Genomic DNA, 18,619 nt, shown 5'->3' on the forward strand with positions numbered 1-18,619 from the left:
TCGGTCGGGTGCAGCTCAAACAGCTTGAGCTTGTCGCGGCCACTTAAAAACTGCTGTTCTATGAAAGGCGAACCCGGGTAGATTTTCAGATGGGCTGGATCGCCCGTTTCCGCAAACTGGGGGTTCAGGCTGCGCAGGACGTTGATGTAGTCTTGCAGTGCGGGCGCGAGAGTAGCCGTGACTGCTGGTTTTTTTACATCTGCGGGCGAACCTCCTTTCTGGCTCTCAGGCGCTTTTTCTTTTGAAAGCAACTTGAAAATACCCTCGCGGGCTTCACCGCTGGTTTCGGTGTAGTCACCGTCAAGCCGGTACAAACCGGCACCGGCATGGGTGTCAATCACACTCAATGCGGTGTCTTTGGCGGTCAAATATTTCATCAACGCGATCAGCGTTGTGTGCTTGAGCACGTCGGCGTGGTTACCGGCGTGGAAGGCGTGGCGATAGCTGAACATGCGCCTATCCTACCTTCTTGCACCCTTCAAAGCATCCAAAGTTGACTCAAGTGCCTGATTTTTCATATAATCGAGGGCTTCGCAGCGCACATGTGGTTCCGCGGCGGGGCAAGGCGATGGAGCGATTCATTGCCGGACTGACTACCTAAGAGGTTCTCATCAGAAGAACGCCGACCGTAGAAAAGAACCCGACAAACCCTTCTTAAACGAGAAAACTCATGAAAACTTTCAGCGCAAAACCCGCTGACGTAGTGCACGAGTGGTTTGTGGTTGACGCGACCGACAAGGTCCTCGGACGAGTAGCCAGCGAAGTTGCTCTCCGTTTGCGCGGCAAACACAAGGCCATTTACACGCCTCACGTCGATACCGGTGACTTCATCGTCATCATCAACGCAGCCCAGCTGCGTGTCACCGGCGCCAAGTCGACTGACAAGATTTATTACCGACACTCCGGTTACCCTGGCGGCATCTCGGCGACCAATTTCAAGGACATGCAGGCCAAGCACCCTGGCCGCGCCCTGGAAAAAGCCGTCAAGGGCATGTTGCCCAAGGGCCCGCTCGGCTACGCCATGATCAAGAAACTCAAGGTGTATGGTGGTGCTGAGCACCCGCATACCGCCCAACAGCCCAAAGTGCTTGAAATTGCAGGAGCCGCCAAATGATCGGTGATTGGAACAATGGCACCGGCCGTCGCAAATCCAGCGTCGCCCGCGTGTTTATCAAAAAAGGCACCGGCAAGATCACTGTCAATGACCGGGATATCCAGACCTTCTTCGGTCGCGAAACCTCGATCATGATCTGCAAGCAGCCGCTGCACCTGACCAACCATGTCGAAACCTTCGACATCATGGTCAATGTGCATGGCGGTGGTGAGTCCGGCCAGGCCGGCGCGGTGCGCCACGGCATCACCCGCGCGCTGATCGACTATGACGCGACCCTCAAGCCGGTGCTGAGCCAGGCCGGCTTCGTGACCCGTGATGCCCGCGAAGTCGAGCGTAAAAAGGTCGGTTTCCGTTCGGCACGCCGTCGCAAGCAGTTCAGCAAGCGTTAAGACGTTTTGCTGTCTCCGAAAAGCCGTCTGGTTCGTTCCTGGCGGCTTTTTTCATGGACTTTTGCTGGAGCGGCGCAGACGCAAATCCTTACCCGTGCTTTACCGGGCGGGTGCGGATTGCGGGCGGTTGCGGGCGCATCTGCGTGCACAATGCTCCTCCCGACCTAAAAACCACAGGATCTGCGTTTGAAGTTTCGCCTGTTTCGCCGCCGTCTGACCATCAGTTCGCCCCGTATGGCCATACGCACCTCCATGCCCTGGCCGCTGCGCTGGGCGATGGGCGCGGTCATGCTGGGTTTTTCTGCCGCCCTTGCGCTGTGGACCTTTGAACTCGGTGTCAGCATTGCCGGGCTGGACAAGGCGGCCAAGCTCGAACTGAGCAAGCTGCGCGAAGAAGTTGCGGCGCTTCGCTCTGAGCGCGACAAATCCCAGTCGATTGCCAATATTTCAGGCAGCCTGCTGACGGCTGAAAAAGCCGCGCAGGAAAAGATGGTGGGCCAGATCAAGCAACTGGAGTCGGAGAACCGGCTGCTGCGTGATGATCTGGGTTTTTTCGAGAAGCTGCTTCCCGCGGCCGGTGCTGACAGCGCTGCGATTCGGGGTCTGCAGGCTGAAAAGCTGTCGGACATGCAGCTCAAATGGCAGGTGCTGGTGATCCAGCCAGTGCGTGACGCGCCGGTATTCAACGGCAAGCTGGAACTGACCTTCAGCGGCACGCTGGCCGGCAAGCCCTGGACCACGGGTTTGTCCGGTGGTTCGCAGGCTTTACAGTTCAAACAGTACCGGCGCGTGGAAGGTGTCCTCGACTTGCCGCCCCAAGCCGTGGTACAAACGATTTCAGCCAAACTCATCGAAGGAACCGTGACGCGTTCCGTGCAAGCCATCAAGTTGTAATGGCGATGTCAGACAGGAAACCCCATGTTCGGTAAAAAAGCCCAGCCTTCCATCCGCAGCCTGATCGCCCAGGGCAGCTGCATCGTAGGCAACCTCACGTTCACCGACGGCCTGCGCATCGATGGCGAAGTGATCGGTGACATCCGCGCCAACGAAGGCAGCCCCAGCATTCTGGTGATCAGCGAGTCCGCTTGTGTCACCGGCCATATCCACGCCGATCACGTCATCATCAATGGCCGCGTGATGGGACCCGTGCACGCGTCAGAATTGCTTGAATTGCAGCCCAAGGCAAAAATTCAGGGCGACATCGCCTACAAGGCGCTTGAAATGCACCAGGGTGCCGTCATCTATGGGCAGTTGCGGCCCACTGAGCAGGAGACCGGCGACAAGCCCCTGCTGAAGCTGGCTGCCAACAACGTCGAGAAGGCGCGCGAGGAAGCCCCGATCAGCGGTTACGGCCGGCCTTAGGGTTTATCAATAGGCGGCGGCAAGTCAGCGCCGCCCTTGTGGTTGATCGAATTGCGGTACCATGAAAGTCAAGATTTGTGAAGAACGGAGCCTCCCATGAGCGCAGTAGCTGAAAACATCCAGACCGACATGCCCGCCCCCTTTGTCTTCACCGACAGCGCGGCAGCCAAGGTGGCGGACCTGATTGCCGAAGAAGGCAACCCTGACCTGAAGTTGCGTGTGTTCGTACAGGGCGGTGGTTGCTCGGGTTTCCAGTACGGCTTCACGTTTGACGAAATCACCAACGAAGACGACACCACCATGACAAAAAACGGCGTGTCGCTGTTGATTGACGCCATGAGCTACCAGTACCTCGTCGGTGCCGAGATCGACTACAAGGACGACCTTGAAGGCGCCCAGTTCGTGATCAAGAACCCGAACGCCACGAGCACCTGCGGCTGCGGCTCCAGCTTCTCTGCCTGAGCGGGCAGCGCCCTCTGTAAAAGCCGCCGTGAGGCGGCTTTTGCTTTCGCGCAGCCGGGAAGTTTCAGGCCGGGTAAATCGCGCCCAGCACCCGCGGTCCGGCTGCGCCCGTCACACTTGGCAGGTTGCCCGGCAGGCCCAGCATGGCCTGGCGCGCCAGCCAGGCAAATGCTGCGGCTTCGACCTGCAGCGGCGGCAGGCCATGCAACTGCGACGATTCAACCCGCAATTGCGGCAAGCCCGCCTGCAGGCGCTGTATCAGGTGTTGGTTGAAGGCCCCTCCACCACAGACAATCAGCAATTTGCTATCTTTAGCATAGCTGTTCACGCCCGTCACACATGGGCTGGCAGCGAATTCGGTCAATGTGTTTTGAACATCTTCGGGGCGCTCGCGGGAAAACGCGGCCAGCTTGTGGCCCAGCCAGTCCATGCTGAAAAGATCTCGGCCAGTGCTTTTCGGGGGCGGCAGGGCGAAATAGGCCTCGTCGAGCAGGCTGGCCAGCAAGGCCGGGATCAGTTTGCCGCTGGCAGCCCACGCGCCGCCGGCGTCGAAGGGCTGGCCGGTGTGCCGCTGACACCAGGCATCCATCAGCGCGTTGCCTGTGCCGCAGTCAAAACCCAGCACCGAGCCCTTGCCGGCCGCAGGAAGCACGCTGAGGTTGGAGATACCGCCCAGGTTCAGGACGCACACGGTGGCATGCTCCTGGCCAAACACGCCCTGGTGAAAAGCCGGTGCGAGCGGCGCGCCCTGGCCACCTGCGGCCATGTCGCGGCTGCGGAAATCCGCGACCACGGGCAAGCCCGTCAGTTCTGCCAGCAGGGAAGGGTTGTTGAGTTGGAGGGTGTAGGCTGCATGGGCGGGCTGGGAAGCGTCAGAAGGGCTGTGTGGCGGCTGGTGCCGTACGGTTTGTCCGTGCGCGCCGACCGCCTGAACCTGGCTGGCTGGAACCCCTTGGGCCGCGCCCTCGGCCAGCAGCGCCTTGACGACGCGCGCATACACCGTTGCCAGCCGGTTGGCGGCCAGGGCCGCTCGGTGCAGCTCGTTGTGACCGGGCGAGTTCAGTGCCAGCAATTCGGCGCGAAAGTCATCTGAAAAAGACTCGGTCGCCGTCGCCATCACCTGCGGCTTGCCGCCCGAAAAATCAACCAGCACGCCATCCGCACCATCCAGGGAGGTGCCTGACATCAGGCCGATGTAGTGATTGAGCATGAAGTCATTTTGCCGCATGGCAGCGGCTACCCCGTCGTGGCAGGGCGCCACGCGTCAGTGATCCTTCGACAAGCTCAGGACGATCGGACGCGGGGGTCAACTACTCCGCGCGGGTCTGAGTGATCGTCGCTGCCGCCTGCAACTGGCTTTTCACGCCGGCAGCGAGTTCACGGAAGGCGGGCATGGCGGACGCAGACAGCGTCACGGTTTCGCTCTGCTTGGCAATGGTCATCGGGTCTTGATGAACACCGTTGACGCGAAACTCAAAATGCAGGTGGGGACCGGTGGCCCAGCCGGTGGCGCCGACCAGGCCGATGGTCTGGCCCTGGCTGACGGTCTGGCCGCGCTGCACCGAGATCTTGCTCAGGTGGGCGTACACGGTCTCGTGGCCGTTGCGGTGTTTGATGAAAACCACGTTGCCGTAGCCGTTTTGCGCGCCGGCAAACTCGACCACACCGTCGCCGACCGTGCGAGCCGGGGTGCCGGTGGCTGCAGCAAAATCAGTGCCCAGATGCGCGCGCCACTTCTGCAGGATGGGATGAAAACGCATGGAAAAACCGCTGCTGACACGCGAAAACTCGACCGGGGAGCTCAGGTAGGCGCGGCGCAGGCTCTGGCCGTCCAGGGTGTAATAACCGCCCTTGTTTTGAGCGCCTGAGTTCTGGCCAGGGGCCTGGAACCACATGGCCTGGTAAGTTTTGCCTGCGTTGACGAACTCGGCCGACAACACGCGGCCGGTGCGCAAGGCTTCGCCATCGGCCTCCAGTGTTTCATACACCACGTTGAAGCGGTCACCCTTGCGCAGCGCGCGCCGGAAATCGATGTCGCCGGAGAATATCTCGGCGATCTGCACCGCGACAGCGTCGGGAATCCGCGCCTCATCGGTGGCTGCAAACAACGAGCTCTGGATGTTGCCACTGGCCAGCCGTGCCGATGCCGTGTAAGGCGCCGTTTCAATGCGTGAGACCAGACCGGCCGGCGTACGCTCGATGACCAGGCGTTTGAACAGGGTTTCATCGTCGGTGGGCCAGCGCATGCTGAGTTTGAGCAGTTGCTGGCTGTCGCTGGCTTCGACCGTGACGGCCTTGCCGGGTCGGCCTGCAAGAATGAGGTGGGCATTGGCATCACTGCGCAGAAAAGCCGAGGCGGAAGCGTCGTCAATGTTCAGCCGCTTGAGCAGGGCGTCGGCGGTATCGCTGCTGCGGGTGGTGTCGGTGCGAAACAGGGAGTAGCGGAAATCATCCAACACCTCGGTCTGGCTTTGCGTCGGCAGGGCTTGAACGGCTTCCAGCACCTGGCGCACAGGCAGGTCGGCGGCGTCAGGTGCGAGCGGGGCCACGCCGAAAGCGGTCACACCCGTGCCGAGCAACAAGGCAGCCAATGTGCCCGTGACCCTTTTCGGGTGACGGTGAAAAAAATCGGAGACGACCTGCAGGCCGCGCGAGACATCGTTTTTGATCAAAACTGAAATTCCCAACTTAAAAGGCCATCAGACAACAACACACAGCCTGGTGACGAGGGATAAAGGTGTTGTGCCGCCAAAAAAGCCGGGGCGGGCGACAACTTAGAATTGGTTTGCAATTTGTGGACCAGCCAGCGCTGGTGCCTGAACAATGGCAGAAACGCGAGTATATCTGTCAGACAACTGCCCGACATGTGAAAAACCCTTATGAATCAAGAGCTTGTTACAAATTTTCCGGTGACGGATCGCGTCCAAGAGGCGCTCGCCGTGACGCTGCGGGGGTGTGAAGAGCTGATTCCGCAGGGTGAGTGGCTTACAAAATTGGCACGTTCGGAGGCCAGCGGCGTGCCCTTACGCATTAAATTGGGGCTGGACCCCACCGCGCCTGACATTCATGTCGGTCATACCGTGGTGTTGAACAAAATGCGCCAGCTGCAGGATCTCGGCCACACAGTGATCTTTTTGATCGGCGACTTCACCTCCCTGATTGGTGACCCCTCGGGCCGCAACACCACCCGGCCACCGCTCACCCCCGAGCAGATCAAGGCCAATGCCGAGACCTATTACAAACAGGCCTCGCTGGTGCTGGACCCGGCGCGCACCGAGATTCGCTACAACAGCGAGTGGAGCGACCCCTTGGGTGCGCGCGGCATGATCGAGCTGGCCGCCAAATACAACGTGGCGCGCATGATGGAGCGCGACGACTTCAGCAAACGCTTCAAGGCCGGCCAGTCCATCAGCGTGCATGAGTTTTTGTACCCGCTGATGCAGGGTTACGACTCGGTGGCCCTGAAATCGGATCTGGAACTCGGTGGAACCGACCAGAAATTCAATCTGCTGGTGGGTCGGCATCTGCAGGCCGAATACGGCCAGGAGCCGCAGTGCATTTTGACCATGCCCCTGCTCGAAGGACTGGACGGCGTGGACAAAATGTCCAAGAGCAAGAACAACTACATCGGCATCTCGGAAGATGCGAACACCATGTTTGCCAAGGTGTTGTCGATCTCTGACGTGTTGATGTGGAAGTGGTTCACCTTGCTGAGCTTCAAGAGCGAAGCCGACATCGCCGCGCTCAAGAAGGAAGTGGAGGCCGGCCGCAATCCCAAAGATGCCAAGGTGGCGCTGGCCAAGGAGATCACGGCGCGTTTCCATTCCGTGGCTGCCGCCGACGCAGCGGAGCAGGACTTCATCAACCGCAGCAAAGGCGGCGTGCCCGACGAGATTGCCGAAGTCAGCCTCAGTGGTGCGCCGCTGGGCATAGGGGCGCTGCTACGCATGGCCGGGCTGGCAGCGACCGGCGGGGAAGCCACCCGCCTGATCGAAGGCGGCGGCGTGCGGGTCGATTCCAGCGTGGTCAGCGACAAGGCACTCAAGCTGGCTGCCGGCACTTACGTCGTGCAGGTCGGCAAGCGCAAGTTTGCGCGTGTGACGCTGGGCTGACGGCAAGCTGTCGTTTGGGTCAGGAAAAAGTTTGTACAGACAATGTACAATAAAGCCCATGATCACCAACATAGATATTGATGAAATCGTTGTGGCCGAAGCCATGCGCTTGTCGGGCGCGCGTACCAAGCGCGAGGTGGTGGACCGCGCCTTGCGCGAGATGGTGGCGCGCGCCACACGTCCCTCAGTCCGCGAATTGTTTGGCATAGGCGGCGTGGACCCGGAGTACGACCCCAAGGCGCCGTGGGCGCGTGGTGCCGAAGTGGGGCAAAACCGGGTGGAGCAGCCGCGTGCCACCTACCAGGCGCCTGCCAGGCCCGCTGCAAAAAGTCCCGCCAGGCCAGCCCGGTCAAAGAAGACTGATGCTGCTGGTTGACTCGTCGGTCTGGATCGACTGGCTGCGCGGCGCCGACACTGACGCGGTGCGTTTTGTCCAGGAGCGCGAAGCGCACGAAGAACTGGCATTCACGCAGATGATTTACCTGGAGGTGCTGCAAGGTGTGAGCTCCGAGCGCCAGTTTGCCGCGACCCGGCGCGTGCTGGGCGCGCAGACCCTGCTGCAACCGCTCGATGCGCTGGAGACGTTTGAGGCGGCAGCACAGCTCTATCGCCATGCCAGGCAAAAGGGCTACACGATCCGTAAATCAACAGACTGCCTGATTGCAGCGATGGCGCTGGAGCATGAAGCGATGCTGGTTCACAACGACCGTGATTTTCTGGCACTGGCAGAGACGGCACCTGCACTGGTGATTTACCCCAACCGGAGGTTTTCTTCAGGACACTGAGCGCGTTCAATGCCTCACGGTTTTTGGTCCTGCTTTGGGCCCGCCTTTTCCAGCATCCTGATCATCTCGACATAGCCGCGCGACTTGGCCAGTTGCAGCGGGGTATTGCCCAGACGGTCGGTCAGTTGCAGGTTTGCACCCGCAGCAATCAGGGCTTGCAGGGTTTTCTGGTGCCTGGGCCCGCCATCGCCGAGCACCACCGCCTCAATCGCGGCGGTCCAGTGCAGATTGTTCACATGGTCCAGTGGCGCGCCGGCGGCAATCAACTGCCTGACGACGCCGTCGTGGCCGAGGTGTGCGGCGGCAATCAGCGCCGTACCGTCGTAGCGGCTGGTGATCAGCTTCGCGCTGGCGCCGAGTGACAGCAACACGCGCAGTGTCTCCTCATCGTCGGCGACCGAGGCGATGGTGACACCATCGTAGCGGTCCTTGTCGAGCAGATTGATGTTGGCACCGGCCTTCACCAGCGCACCAATCGCGCCTCGCTGTTTCGCGAAAGTTGCCACATGTATCGGTGTGCGGCCATTGCCGTCGCGGGCATTGAGGTCGGCTTTTGTGCCGATGAGTTTTTCAATCCGGGCCACATCACCATGGTGGGCGGCGGCGTGCAGGCCCTGGTAGGCCGCCACTTCAGCGGCGTGCGGAGCCACCTGAGCGGCAGCCGGTCGGGCCGCCATGGCGACGAATCCGCAGGCTGCGGCCAGCGCCAGATGTTTCAGCGGCAGGGACAGGCGACGAGGAATGTTTTTCATGGCGGTTTCTCCTGATGGGTGCGGGGCTTACTTCAGTTGGTCTTTGACCTTGTCCAGTGCGGCCACGGCACACGCTTCGTCAAGGTGGCCACCCGGCGCGCCACCGACACCAACAGCGCCAATGGTCTCATTGCCGACCTTGACCGGCACGCCGCCGCCCAGCAGCAAGAAACCCGGAATGTCGGTCAGGTTCGCGGCCGCGGGGTTTTTCTGGGCGCCTTCCATCATGGCGAGCGTTGTGTTTTTGGCGGAGGCAGAGGTGAACGCCTTTTGCAGGCTGGCGGCCAGGGTGTGGGGCCCGGCATTGTCGGCGCGCTGTACCGCACGCACGCTACCGGCCCGGTCCACCACCGTCACGCCCACCGCATAACCGTTGGCCGCGCAGGCGGCCAGGGTCGCGCTGGCGATCTGGTTGGCCAGATCGAGAGACATGTTTTTTTCGGTGCGCACGCTTTGCGCGAAAGATGCTGTGGCGAGGAGGGACAGGCAAAGGGCCGAAGCCTGGATGATGTGACGCATGGTGGGTTCTCCTGGGGTGTTGTAACGGTTCAATCAACCGTGGAAGAACTTTATGAAAATGCGTCGCTGCCGGCCATGCGTAGCGCTACGCGCGCAGCTCCGTAGAACTACGGGGTCCACGGGTTTCAAGCGGTCTTGCAGCGGATCTAGCCGGCGTCGGCTTCGTCCACCAGCGCTGCATAGTGCCTGATCAGCTGAGCCAGGGAGTCGGCTTCAAGCTTGGCGAACAGGTTGGCCCGGTGGGTCTCCACGGTGCGCGGTGAGACGTCAAGCGCACGACCAATTTCCTTGTTGGTCAGTCCGGCAATGATGAGGCCCAGTACTTCGCATTCGCGCGCGGACAGTTGCGCGTAGCGTTCCCGTGCGTGCCGGTTGGTCTGGCTGCGTTCGCGTGACTTCACATGCTGCCGCACCGCGTTCTGCAGCGCTTCGAGCAGGGCTTCGTCATCCACCGGTTTTTCAAGAAATTCAGCGGCCCCCGCCTTGAAGGCACGGCGGCACATCTCCACCGTTCCGTGCCCGGTCAACATGATCACTGGCTGATCGACCCCCTGCGCCACCAGCGTCTCCAGCACCGTCAGGCCACTGGTTCCAGGCATACGCACGTCCAGAACGATGGCGCCTATGGTCAGGCGGTCAAAACTGCGCATGAACGCGTTCGGGTCCGGCCACGCCTGCACCCGCAGGCCCACCGTGCTGATCAGCAGGGTCAGGGCGCTGCGCACCGCCTCGTCGTCATCGATCAGGTGAATCAGCGGCGACAAGGTGGCGCCCGCGTCGAGCGGCCTCATGGCTTGCCTTGGGGTGGCAGCGGCGCCAAGGGCAGTGACAGCCGAAACACAGCCCCGCGCGGCGCGTGTTGTGCCGCTTTCAAGCTGCCGCCCATGCCGGCAGCCAGGGTTTCGCACAGGCTCAGCCCCAGCCCCAGGCCGGCCTCCCGCGTGGTGAAAAATGGCTCGAAGATACGGGCACGCACTTCCTCGGTCATGCCCGGCCCGCTGTCGAGGACCGCCATCTCGCCCCATCCGGCGACGGTCTTCATTGAGACGGTCAGCTGACGCTCTTTGGTAGGCACCTGTTCCAGCGCCTGCAGGGCATTCATCAGCAGGTTGTGAATGATTTGCTCCAGTGCCACCGGCTCGGCCATGACGGTGAAGGACGCGGGCGGCGCATCCATCTGGGGAAACACTTCGCGGCGTCGAAATTCCGGCTCCAGCAGGTAGAGCGCGCGTTGCACCGCCTGTTGCAGATCGACCGGTTGCAGTTGCGCTGCCAGGTCCGGCCGCTCCACCGCGCGTCGCAGGCGGCTGACCACCGCCGAGGCACGGCGCGCCTGCTCGACCGACTGCGCCATGGCGCTGCGGATGGTGGCCATGTCCGCAGGGGATTCTTCCAGCAAGCGCATGGACGCCTGGGTATTGGCCAGCAAGGCGGTCAGTGGCTGGTTCAGCTCATGCGCCATGCCGGCGGCCAGCTCGCCCAATGTATTGAGCCGCGCCACCTGACCCAGTCGCAGCAGTTCCTCTGCCCGCCGTCTCGCCGCGCGCTGCCCCATCAGCGCCAGACCGCCCGCCAACGCGGCGGCAACCAGTGCGGCCCAGCCCAGCATCCCGGTCCAGGGCAGTTCGTTCCATCCGACCTGTCGCTGCGCGAACACCTCAAAAGGCTGGCTCTCTGCGGCCAGGTGTTTGCGAAAATCGAAACGCCAGCCACCCTGGCCCAGGCGGCCCGGCTGCAGCACCCAGTCCTGGCCGTCGTGCGCAAGCAGCACACGCACCGCACTGGTCTCGGGCGCCATAGGCCACTCGGCCCACGGTACGACGGCGCGTAAATCCATCTGCAGTGCATAACTGGTGGGCTCGGACGCCAGGACCAGGTGGTAGCGGCCACGGGCAAAATCGACACCGGCGAGCGCGGGTCGGCGCAGGGCGCGGGACAGGGTTTCCGCAACCCGCAGGCGTTCATCTGGCCAGGATGCGTTGCTGTCACGCCTCTGCACGGAAAGAATTTGTGGATAAAGCGCGCTCAGCCGCTGCTCTGGCTTCGAGTCAGGGGCCGCCGGTTGCAGCAGCGCCAGCGTGGCCATCACCGCATCGTGCTGCACCACGCGCTGGCTCAACAAGCGGTGCACGATACGTGCGTCGGTTTCAAAAGTATCGCGCTGTTGAGTCAGCTCGATGCGTGCCAGCACCACACAGCCCAGGGCCGTGATCAGCCCCCAAAGCAGAAGTCCGACCCAGCGATGTTGCAGTGCTTTGCGCATCGTGGCATTTTTGCATAGCGTGCCATGCATCGGGGACAATGGCCTGATGCTGCTGATCACACTGCAAACCTGTTGCCCGCTGTCACTCGCGCATGTTGGCGATGCAAGGAGCGTGATGTGATCAGCGTGATCCAGCGCGTCAGTCAGGCGCGGGTACTGGTAGGTGGGGCGGTGACTGGCGAGATCGGCGCGGGCTTGCTCGTGCTGCTGTGTGCCGAGCGCGGTGACAGCGAGGCCCAGGCCGACAAGCTGCTGGCAAAAATCCTCAAGCTGCGCATCTTTGCCGATGACGGCGGAAAAATGAACCGCAGCGTGCAGGACGTGTCCGGTGGCTTGCTCATCGTCAGCCAGTTCACGCTTGCTGCGGATGTGTCGGGCGGCAACCGGCCCAGTTTCACCGGCGCCGCAGCGCCGGACGAAGGCCGGCGGCTTTACGACTATTTTGTGGCGCAGGCGCGGCTGGGCCATCCGATGGTGCAGACCGGTCAGTTTGCTGCCGACATGCAGGTGCACCTGGTCAATGACGGGCCGGTGACGATTCCGCTGCGCATTGACCCGCTATCAATTCAGTAGCTTGTTGCGCTTATGGGGTAGGGGCTACAGCCGCTTTTGATGCTTGAAAGCAGCGACCCGCAGGGTTGGCCGCCCGCTTACCGGGTGAGGCGGTAAGGCTCGTCAAAATCAACAAAGTCTTTCTCGGCCAGGGCCTCGTCGATCCATGCTTTCACGCCGGGCAGGGCGCAGACGCGGCCGATGTAGTCGGTGATGGGCCCTGGCACCGGCAGGCCGTAATTTTTCAGGCGCATGCAGACCGGGGCGAAGTAGGCGTCAGCGACTGAAAACTCGCCAAAAAGCATGGGGCCCCTGTGTTGCGCCAGCAGTTCGGTCCACATCGTCACGATGCGCTGCACATCGCTGCGCACTGCTGGCTGGTCGCGCCAGACGATACCCCCGGTCTGTGACAGGTCTGCTTCAATGTTCATCGGGCAGGCACTGCGCAGGGCGTTAAAGCCCGAGTGCATTTCGGCGCAGATACTGCGGGCGCGGGCGCGCGCCTGCACCGCCTGCGGCCAGAGCTGCTTGTCCGGAAACTTCTCGGCCACGTACTCGGCGATGGCCAGGGTGTCCCAGACGGCGAAGCCGTCGTCCACCAGCACCGGCACCCGGCCCCCCGGACTGACCGCCAGCACCGCCTGTTTGAAGCTGGAGGTCGGGGCGAAGGTATCGGCGCCGAAGCGCACCATGACCTCCTCGAAAGGGATGCCGGCCTGCCTGAGCTGCACCCAGGGGCGCATCGACCAGGACGAGTAATTTTTGTTGCCGATATAGAGCTTGAGCACGGGGACTCCCTTGAGAATGAGCACCCATGCTACTGCGCACCGGCTCTTCGATTGATGCGAAAAGCCGCGTCTATTGATGCGAGCCCATCGTGCCGCCCCTAAAAACGTCCGGCGGTCTTGCGCTTGGCCACCAGGTTGCTGCGCAGACCCCAGCCGCCGGCGTTGGGCCCGAGATAGCTGGGCGCAATCGCTTCGAGCGCCGCAGGCGTGATGCCCAGCGCGTCCAGGCCCGGCAGGTTGCCGCTGGCGATGTTGGGCACGCTCATGGAGTCGAGGTTGTCCCGGCTCATCAGGGGCTCGCCGGGCGCCAGCGCCATCATACGGGCCTGCAGCCGACCCAGCGCTGCGGGCAGAGCCAGCACCGGACGGCCCCGGCCCTCATTGATGCCGCTGAATCGGCCCGCGAGCTCGACCAGTTGCCGGAGCGTATAGACATCCGGGCCGCAGGCTTCGAAGGTCTGGCCGCTTGTGGTGTGCAGGTGCGCGTCTTGCAGGCAGTGCACGATGGCGCTGGCCACGTCTTCGACCCATACCGGCTGAAACAGTGCGTGGCTGCCAGCCAGCGGAATCACCGGGAAAATCTTCTGGAGCTGCGCAAAGGTGTTGAGGAATTTGTCGCCGTTGCCGAAGATCACGCTGGGCCGCAACATCGTCAGCGCCAGACCGGCCTGGTGCAGCACGACCTCGCCCTGGCCCTTGCTGCGCAAGTACATCGACGGTGCGGCGTCCGGGTTGCGTGCATCGGCGCCGAGCGCGCTGACATGGACCAGCCGAGTCACGCCGGTGCTGGCACAGGCGCGGGCGATTTTTTGCGGCAGTTCCACATGCGCCCGCTCAAACGAGGCTTGCGTTCCATGCAGGATGGCTACCAGGTTGACCACTGCATCGTGGCCGGCCACCAGCCGCGTCAGGGCGGTTTCGTCATGCACATCTGCCCGCACCACATCGAGCGAGGGCAGCATCTGGATCTCACGGGCGCGGGTTTCATGGCGTGTCGGCACGCTGACGCGCCACTGGAGCTGAGTCAATTTTTCGCACAGATGGCGGCCGACAAATCCAGTGCCGCCGAGGATCAGTATTTTTTTCATAGGCCTTATTAAACGCTTTCACGCCAGGTGTTGCAAAACACCCCTGGACAACAGTCTGCCATTGATTTCCGACCGCCGCCGATGCGGTCAAATGCCGGAGCGGGGGACACAGGTGTAGGCAGCGACCGCAATAAATCTGGGCATCCCGGCCTACAGCTTGCGCGGTGCTGGCTTCGCATAATCGCCTAATGAATATTTTTGAAGCCCTGCGTACCAGCCATGAAACCCAGCGCGGCCTCGCCGACGCGCTCATCAACACCTCCGGTGACAGCAAGGAGCGCGATGTCCTCTTCAAGGAGTTGAAGGCGGAACTCGCGGCCCATGCGGCTGCCGAAGAACGTTTCTTTTATGTGCCGCTGATTGCGCATGACATGACGCAGGAGCCTTCGCGGCATGGCATTGCCGAGCACCACGAGATGGACGAGCTGGTGGAAAGGCTGGAACACACGGACCTCAGCTCTCCGGCCTGGATTGCGGTGGCCAAAGAACTGCACCACAAGATCTTCCACCACCTCAAGGACGAAGAGCAGGGCATTTTCCAGCTGGCCGGTAAAGTCCTGACCGAAGCCGAGAAATTGTCGCTGGCGAAGGACTACGAAGGCGAGTTCGTCTCGCAGCGCGTCAAGGACTGATCACTGGCCTTTGTCGTTGATGGGCTCGGGCGGAAGCTTCCCGTCAGCGATCAGCGGCGCGGGCTTGGCGATCATCCTGACGAGCACCGGCACCGCGGCCAGGATCACCAGGGCCAGCACGGTGGCCAATATCGCCGTCAATTCACGCCCCAGTCCGGCGGCGACGCCCATGGCGGCCGTGAGCCACAGGCCGGCTGCGGTGGTCAGGCCTTTGACTTCGCCGGCCTTGTCGCCTTTGAGGATGGTGCCTGCGCAGAGAAAGCCCACGCCCGCCGTGATGCCCTGAATCACGCGGCTCATGTCGTCTTGCGCCATGCCGATTTGCTGCGAGACCAATACAAACAGTGCTGCACCCATGGCCACCAGCATGTGGGTGCGCACACCGGCCGCCTGGCCCTTGTGCTCGCGCTCCCAGCCGAGCAGGCCGCCCAGCACCGCCGCCACGGTCAGGCGCACCACCACGCGTGTGGTCTGGGCCAGGTCGTCCAAGTCGGAGAATTCGGCGGAAACGATACCGGCAATCTGTTGCCACCAGCTGGGGTTCATTCGGGGCTCCTGCGCCGTGGGGAAGCGCCTAATTTAGCCTGCAATGGCAGTGCGCGACATAGGCACAAACCTGCAAAACGCACCACCCCTTCGCATGTCGCGGTGTGACCATTGATTTGAAGGCGATTCAGGCCCCCAGCCCATGACAAATGGGTGTGAGTAGCTATCAACTCAGGAGCACTTCGACCACGGTTCAGGGCATCTTCTCGTCCGGCGGCGGCGCCGATGCGTCGCGCGGACCGACCGTGCCGAGCCGCGCCTTCAGTGATTGCGGCTGGCCGGTGAGCAGCGCGGCATAGTTGGTGGTGTTGGACAACACCTTCTTGACGTAGTCGCGGGTTTCGCTGAAAGGCACGTTTTCAGCCCAGATGGCCGCCTCGATCACCGGCCCGTTACGCCAGCTGCGCGGCCGGCCCGGCCCCGCGTTGTAGGCCGCTGCGGCCAGCGGCATGGAGCCGCCGAAGTCGTCGAGTGCACGTTTGAGGTAGGCGGTGCCGATGATGATGTTGGTGTCGCGGTCGTTGATCTGCTCGGCGGTAAAGCCGGTCAGACCGATGTAGCGCGCGGTTTCGCGTGCGGTGGCCGGCATCACCTGCATCAGACCGGAGGCGCCAACATGGGAGCGCGCATCCATGATGAAACGCGACTCCTGCCGGATCAGGCCATAGACATAGGCCGGGTCCAGGCCGATGGCCTGGCTGCGCTGGGTGACAGCCTCGCGAAACGGCGTGGGGAAACGCTGCTCGGCGTCGAAGGCATTCGGGGTCCGTTCGCTGGTGTTGATGCAGCGGTCCCAGATCGAGCGGTCGCAGGCAAACTGGGCGGCCGCCAGCAGCTCGCGCTCGCCCATGCCGCCGCGGGTGTGCAGGTTGGTGCTGTAGTTCCATTCGCGCACGCCCTCGCTGCGCAGGCCCAGGGCAATCGCATAAGCGCTGCGGTTCAGGCCGGGGTTCAGGCGCGCGGCTTCTTTTTCCTCGGCGCTCAGTGCCGGCGGCTTGGCCGGCAGGGTGATCTTCTGGCCCAGCTCTTCGAGCGCGAGCTGCTCGTAGAAACCACGCACCGAGGCGATCGACTGCAGCAGGGCCAGCGCCTCAGCACGTTGCGGCGAGGGCGCGGCGCCAGGGACGGCGGGTGGCGCGTTGCTCAGCAGCGCGCGCGCCTTCCAGTAAGCCCAGACCGGCTCCTTGCGCGCGCCGTCACTCATGGCGTTGATGCCGGCCAGCACCAGCGGCCAGCGCGGCGTGCTGCCGGCGCGCAGCGCGGCGCGAACCTTCCAGCCCAGCATGTCGTCGCTGAGGTCGGTGTTTTTGGTGACCTTGGCGAAATAACCGACCGAGTCCGTGCTGGCCAGCCGCGTCGCCGCCTGCCGGCCGATCGCGCCCCAAACCCAGTTGCGCTCCTCGTCGTTGAGCTGCGAGCCCCATTTGTCCTCCATGAATCGCGCTGCGCCCTCGGCATCGGTGCTGGCGAGCTTGACCAGCGCCAGCACGATGATTTCCTTGCGCACCCGGCTGATCGCAATCACCTTGGTGGTCAGGAAGCGTGCCGGGCTGGCATGGAGTTCGGTGACCAGGCTCACAGCTTCTGGCGCGATGATCTCGACCGCATCACGCGCGGCGCGCGGCCGGTTGGCTTCGGTCGCGAGCCTGGCCTTGATCCAGGCGTCCTGCGTTGTCAGGTTGCGGTTGCCAATCAGGCGTGAGGCGGCGGCGGTGCAGCCGTCGCTGGCCTCGCGCTGGGCAAACCAGTTTCTGCGGACCTCGTCGGCCAGCTGTGCATCGGCGCCCGGGTTTTTCAGGTGTTCGATCAGCAGCGCGTAACAGCGCACATCGCGGTCGTCGCCCATGCGGTAGTTCGGGTATTCGGCCGCAAACGCAGCCCAGTCGCGGCGCTGGCCCAGCAGCAGCAGCCAGTCGTTGCGCAAGCGGTCTTCCTGGTAGCTGCCGGCATAACGCGCCATGACATCCTGCACCTCGCGGGCGCTGGCCTCGTCGAGACGGGCCCGGAGTTCCCAGTAGGCTGCCCACGGCTCCAGCGCATGGCCCTGCGCCTGCGGCAACAGCTGAGACAGGCGGCTTCTGTCGCCGCGTTTGAAGGCCTTGTTCATCTCCACCAGCACCTCGTCGGCGCGCGCGGCGTTGTTTTGCGCCCATGTGGGCGGGAGAATCAAAAAGGACGAGAGGCCCGATATCAGGGCGGTGACAACAAATTTGGATAGCATCAGGTCATTATGGACAAATTAACTGCACGAAAAGCGTTGATCGAACAACGCCTGAACCTGCCCGACCGCCTACAGCGCGCCGACCTGTTACAGCGGGTCATGCGGATCTGGCTGGTGGGACGTGAAGACGCGGTGATCGGAGCCTACTGGCCGATCAAGGGGGAGTTTGATCCGCTGCCCGCGCTCTACCGTTGGCAGGAGGACGTGATTTTAAGTCGGGGATCTGATTCAAATCAGGCTCCAGCCCATGAAGGACGTGCGGAAGCAGCTACAGAAAACATAGCAAACCGGTCGCCGCGCAAGATCGGCTTGCCGGTGGTCAACAAGCTGCACAAGACCCTGACCTTTCACGCCTGGTACCCCGGCTGCCCGATGGAGGAAGACGCCTACGGTATTCCCAAACCCAAGGACACCGAGATCATCGTGCCGACCCTGCTGTTCGTGCCCTGCGTCGGTTACGGGCCGGGCGGCTTCCGGCTGGGTTACGGCGGCGGCTTTTACGACCGCACGCTGGCCACACTGCAGCCCAAACCTTTCACCGTCGGCCTCGGCTACAGCCACGGCTGGCTGCCCGACCTGGAGCCTGAGCCGCACGATGTGGCACTCGATGCGATCCTCAATGACAACGGGGTGGTTTGGCCGGTTTGAGTTTTGTGATGGGCTTGTCATCCCGGACCCCGGATCAAGTCCGGGGCAGGCCCGATCCGGGATCCATGGGGGCGTCCAACACCGTTCGGGCTAAGCCCGTCGAGGCTGTCTCTGCTTCGGCTGATCGTGGTTTGCCAACAAGCCGGGGGTTGCCCGGCGGCAAGTAACTCTCTTTTGCGTCGCCAAAAGAAAGTCACCAAAGAAAAGGCGACCCTGCTGTCTGCGTCCCTCCTTCGCTGACGCTGCGGAGGGCAACCTGCGGTGCTCGGTCCAGCCGGGGTCTGGCTAAACTCGCTTCGCTTGTATGTTATGGGTGTCGGGGTGGAGGGACTCGCTTCGGATTCGGCCGCGGCAGCGGACCGACAGTTTTGAGATTTCTCCCGCCC

General features: G+C 62.6%; 22 protein-coding genes. 11 read left to right on the forward strand and 11 right to left on the reverse strand.

Annotated elements, in window-relative coordinates:
- Positions 1-452 (reverse strand): 23S rRNA (adenine(2030)-N(6))-methyltransferase RlmJ (gene rlmJ / locus ACH2CW_RS15260; RefSeq protein WP_395059649.1); only part of this gene is annotated, 452 nt, incomplete at its 3' end.
- Between the two features lie 218 nt (positions 453-670).
- On the opposite strand from rlmJ, the gene rplM reads away from it, so the two are divergent.
- From rplM to erpA, 5 genes are all read left to right on the forward strand, one after another.
- Positions 671-1,114, forward strand: coding sequence for a 50S ribosomal protein L13 (gene rplM, locus ACH2CW_RS15265; RefSeq protein WP_395059651.1), 444 nt, complete (start codon positions 671-673; stop codon positions 1,112-1,114).
- Positions 1,111-1,503 (forward strand): 30S ribosomal protein S9, encoded by a 393-nt coding sequence (gene rpsI / locus ACH2CW_RS15270; RefSeq protein ID WP_395059653.1) that lies wholly within the window; start codon positions 1,111-1,113, stop codon positions 1,501-1,503. The genes rplM and rpsI overlap by 4 nt, the downstream gene beginning before the upstream one ends.
- Before the next feature lie 186 nt (positions 1,504-1,689).
- Positions 1,690-2,397 (forward strand): DUF6776 family protein, encoded by a 708-nt coding sequence (locus ACH2CW_RS15275; RefSeq protein ID WP_395059655.1) that lies wholly within the window; start codon positions 1,690-1,692, stop codon positions 2,395-2,397.
- Positions 2,398-2,421: 24 nt separating this feature from the next.
- The gene (locus tag ACH2CW_RS15280; RefSeq protein WP_395059657.1) at positions 2,422-2,865 is read left to right on the forward strand and encodes a polymer-forming cytoskeletal protein; all 444 of its coding nucleotides are present in this window, start codon (positions 2,422-2,424) and stop codon (positions 2,863-2,865) included.
- Between the two features lie 96 nt (positions 2,866-2,961).
- The gene (gene erpA / locus ACH2CW_RS15285; RefSeq protein ID WP_300540974.1) at positions 2,962-3,327 is read left to right on the forward strand and encodes an iron-sulfur cluster insertion protein ErpA; all 366 of its coding nucleotides are present in this window, start codon (positions 2,962-2,964) and stop codon (positions 3,325-3,327) included.
- Between the two features lie 64 nt (positions 3,328-3,391).
- Here erpA and ACH2CW_RS15290 read toward each other — a convergent pair whose 3' ends face one another.
- Positions 3,392-4,537, reverse strand: a complete 1,146-nt coding sequence (locus tag ACH2CW_RS15290) for an anhydro-N-acetylmuramic acid kinase (RefSeq protein ID WP_395059660.1) — start codon at positions 4,535-4,537, stop codon at positions 3,392-3,394.
- Positions 4,538-4,637: 100 nt separating this feature from the next.
- Entirely contained in the window at positions 4,638-5,996 is a 1,359-nt protein-coding gene (locus ACH2CW_RS15295; protein ID WP_395059690.1) for a M23 family metallopeptidase, read from the reverse strand.
- A 210-nt stretch (positions 5,997-6,206) separates the two neighbouring features.
- Here ACH2CW_RS15295 and tyrS point away from each other — a divergent pair, with 210 nt between their 5' ends.
- The 3 genes from tyrS to ACH2CW_RS15310 are packed head-to-tail and all read left to right on the forward strand — an operon-like array spanning position 6,207 to position 8,224.
- Positions 6,207-7,439 (forward strand): tyrosine--tRNA ligase, encoded by a 1,233-nt coding sequence (tyrS, locus tag ACH2CW_RS15300; RefSeq protein ID WP_395059662.1) that lies wholly within the window; start codon positions 6,207-6,209, stop codon positions 7,437-7,439.
- 58 nt (positions 7,440-7,497) lie between these two features.
- Positions 7,498-7,815: a type II toxin-antitoxin system VapB family antitoxin gene (locus tag ACH2CW_RS15305; RefSeq protein WP_395059664.1), complete on the forward strand. Its 318-nt coding sequence runs from the start codon at positions 7,498-7,500 to the stop codon at positions 7,813-7,815.
- Entirely contained in the window at positions 7,802-8,224 is a 423-nt protein-coding gene (locus tag ACH2CW_RS15310; RefSeq protein WP_395059666.1) for a PIN domain nuclease, read from the forward strand. The genes ACH2CW_RS15305 and ACH2CW_RS15310 overlap by 14 nt, the downstream gene beginning before the upstream one ends.
- A 14-nt stretch (positions 8,225-8,238) precedes the next feature.
- On the opposite strand, the gene ACH2CW_RS15315 is transcribed toward ACH2CW_RS15310, so the two are convergent.
- The 4 genes from ACH2CW_RS15315 to ACH2CW_RS15330 all read right to left on the reverse strand — a co-directional run bounded on the left by ACH2CW_RS15315 (position 8,239) and on the right by ACH2CW_RS15330 (position 11,758).
- Positions 8,239-8,976, reverse strand: coding sequence for an ankyrin repeat domain-containing protein (locus ACH2CW_RS15315; protein WP_395059668.1), 738 nt, complete (start codon positions 8,974-8,976; stop codon positions 8,239-8,241).
- A 27-nt stretch (positions 8,977-9,003) separates the two neighbouring features.
- Positions 9,004-9,495, reverse strand: coding sequence for a heme-binding protein (locus ACH2CW_RS15320; RefSeq protein ID WP_395059670.1), 492 nt, complete (start codon positions 9,493-9,495; stop codon positions 9,004-9,006).
- A 146-nt stretch (positions 9,496-9,641) separates the two neighbouring features.
- On the reverse strand, positions 9,642-10,286 hold the full coding sequence (locus ACH2CW_RS15325; protein ID WP_395059672.1) for a response regulator transcription factor: 645 nt from the start codon (positions 10,284-10,286) through the stop codon (positions 9,642-9,644).
- Positions 10,283-11,758 carry a sensor histidine kinase gene (locus tag ACH2CW_RS15330; protein WP_395059674.1) on the reverse strand — a complete coding sequence of 492 codons (1,476 nt, stop codon included), beginning with the start codon at positions 11,756-11,758 and terminating at the stop codon, positions 10,283-10,285. The genes ACH2CW_RS15325 and ACH2CW_RS15330 overlap by 4 nt, the downstream gene beginning before the upstream one ends.
- Before the next feature lie 117 nt (positions 11,759-11,875).
- Here ACH2CW_RS15330 and dtd point away from each other — a divergent pair, with 117 nt between their 5' ends.
- A complete protein-coding gene (gene dtd, locus ACH2CW_RS15335) occupies positions 11,876-12,331 on the forward strand; it encodes a D-aminoacyl-tRNA deacylase (RefSeq protein WP_395059676.1) in 456 nt (151 codons plus the stop codon).
- Positions 12,332-12,408: 77 nt separating this feature from the next.
- Here dtd and ACH2CW_RS15340 read toward each other — a convergent pair whose 3' ends face one another.
- Both ACH2CW_RS15340 and ACH2CW_RS15345 read right to left on the reverse strand, forming a co-directional pair.
- Entirely contained in the window at positions 12,409-13,098 is a 690-nt protein-coding gene (locus tag ACH2CW_RS15340; RefSeq protein WP_395059678.1) for a glutathione S-transferase family protein, read from the reverse strand.
- Positions 13,099-13,196: 98 nt separating this feature from the next.
- On the reverse strand, positions 13,197-14,186 hold the full coding sequence (locus ACH2CW_RS15345; RefSeq protein ID WP_395059680.1) for a complex I NDUFA9 subunit family protein: 990 nt from the start codon (positions 14,184-14,186) through the stop codon (positions 13,197-13,199).
- A 188-nt stretch (positions 14,187-14,374) separates the two neighbouring features.
- On the opposite strand from ACH2CW_RS15345, the gene ACH2CW_RS15350 reads away from it, so the two are divergent.
- Complete coding sequence (locus ACH2CW_RS15350; protein ID WP_395059682.1) at positions 14,375-14,818, forward strand: hemerythrin domain-containing protein; 444 nt, start codon at positions 14,375-14,377, stop codon at positions 14,816-14,818.
- On the opposite strand, the gene ACH2CW_RS15355 is transcribed toward ACH2CW_RS15350, so the two are convergent.
- The gene (locus tag ACH2CW_RS15355; RefSeq protein WP_395059684.1) at positions 14,819-15,364 is read right to left on the reverse strand and encodes an MgtC/SapB family protein; all 546 of its coding nucleotides are present in this window, start codon (positions 15,362-15,364) and stop codon (positions 14,819-14,821) included.
- 193 nt (positions 15,365-15,557) lie between these two features.
- The gene (locus ACH2CW_RS15360) at positions 15,558-17,585 is read right to left on the reverse strand and encodes a transglycosylase SLT domain-containing protein (RefSeq protein ID WP_395059686.1); all 2,028 of its coding nucleotides are present in this window, start codon (positions 17,583-17,585) and stop codon (positions 15,558-15,560) included.
- Between the two features lie 9 nt (positions 17,586-17,594).
- On the opposite strand from ACH2CW_RS15360, the gene ACH2CW_RS15365 reads away from it, so the two are divergent.
- On the forward strand, positions 17,595-18,233 hold the full coding sequence (locus tag ACH2CW_RS15365) for a 5-formyltetrahydrofolate cyclo-ligase (RefSeq protein WP_395059688.1): 639 nt from the start codon (positions 17,595-17,597) through the stop codon (positions 18,231-18,233).
- Positions 18,234-18,619: the final 386 nt, after the last annotated feature.

This window comes from Polaromonas sp. (assembly GCF_043778355.1).
GTDB lineage: Bacteria > Pseudomonadota > Gammaproteobacteria > Burkholderiales > Burkholderiaceae_C > Polaromonas.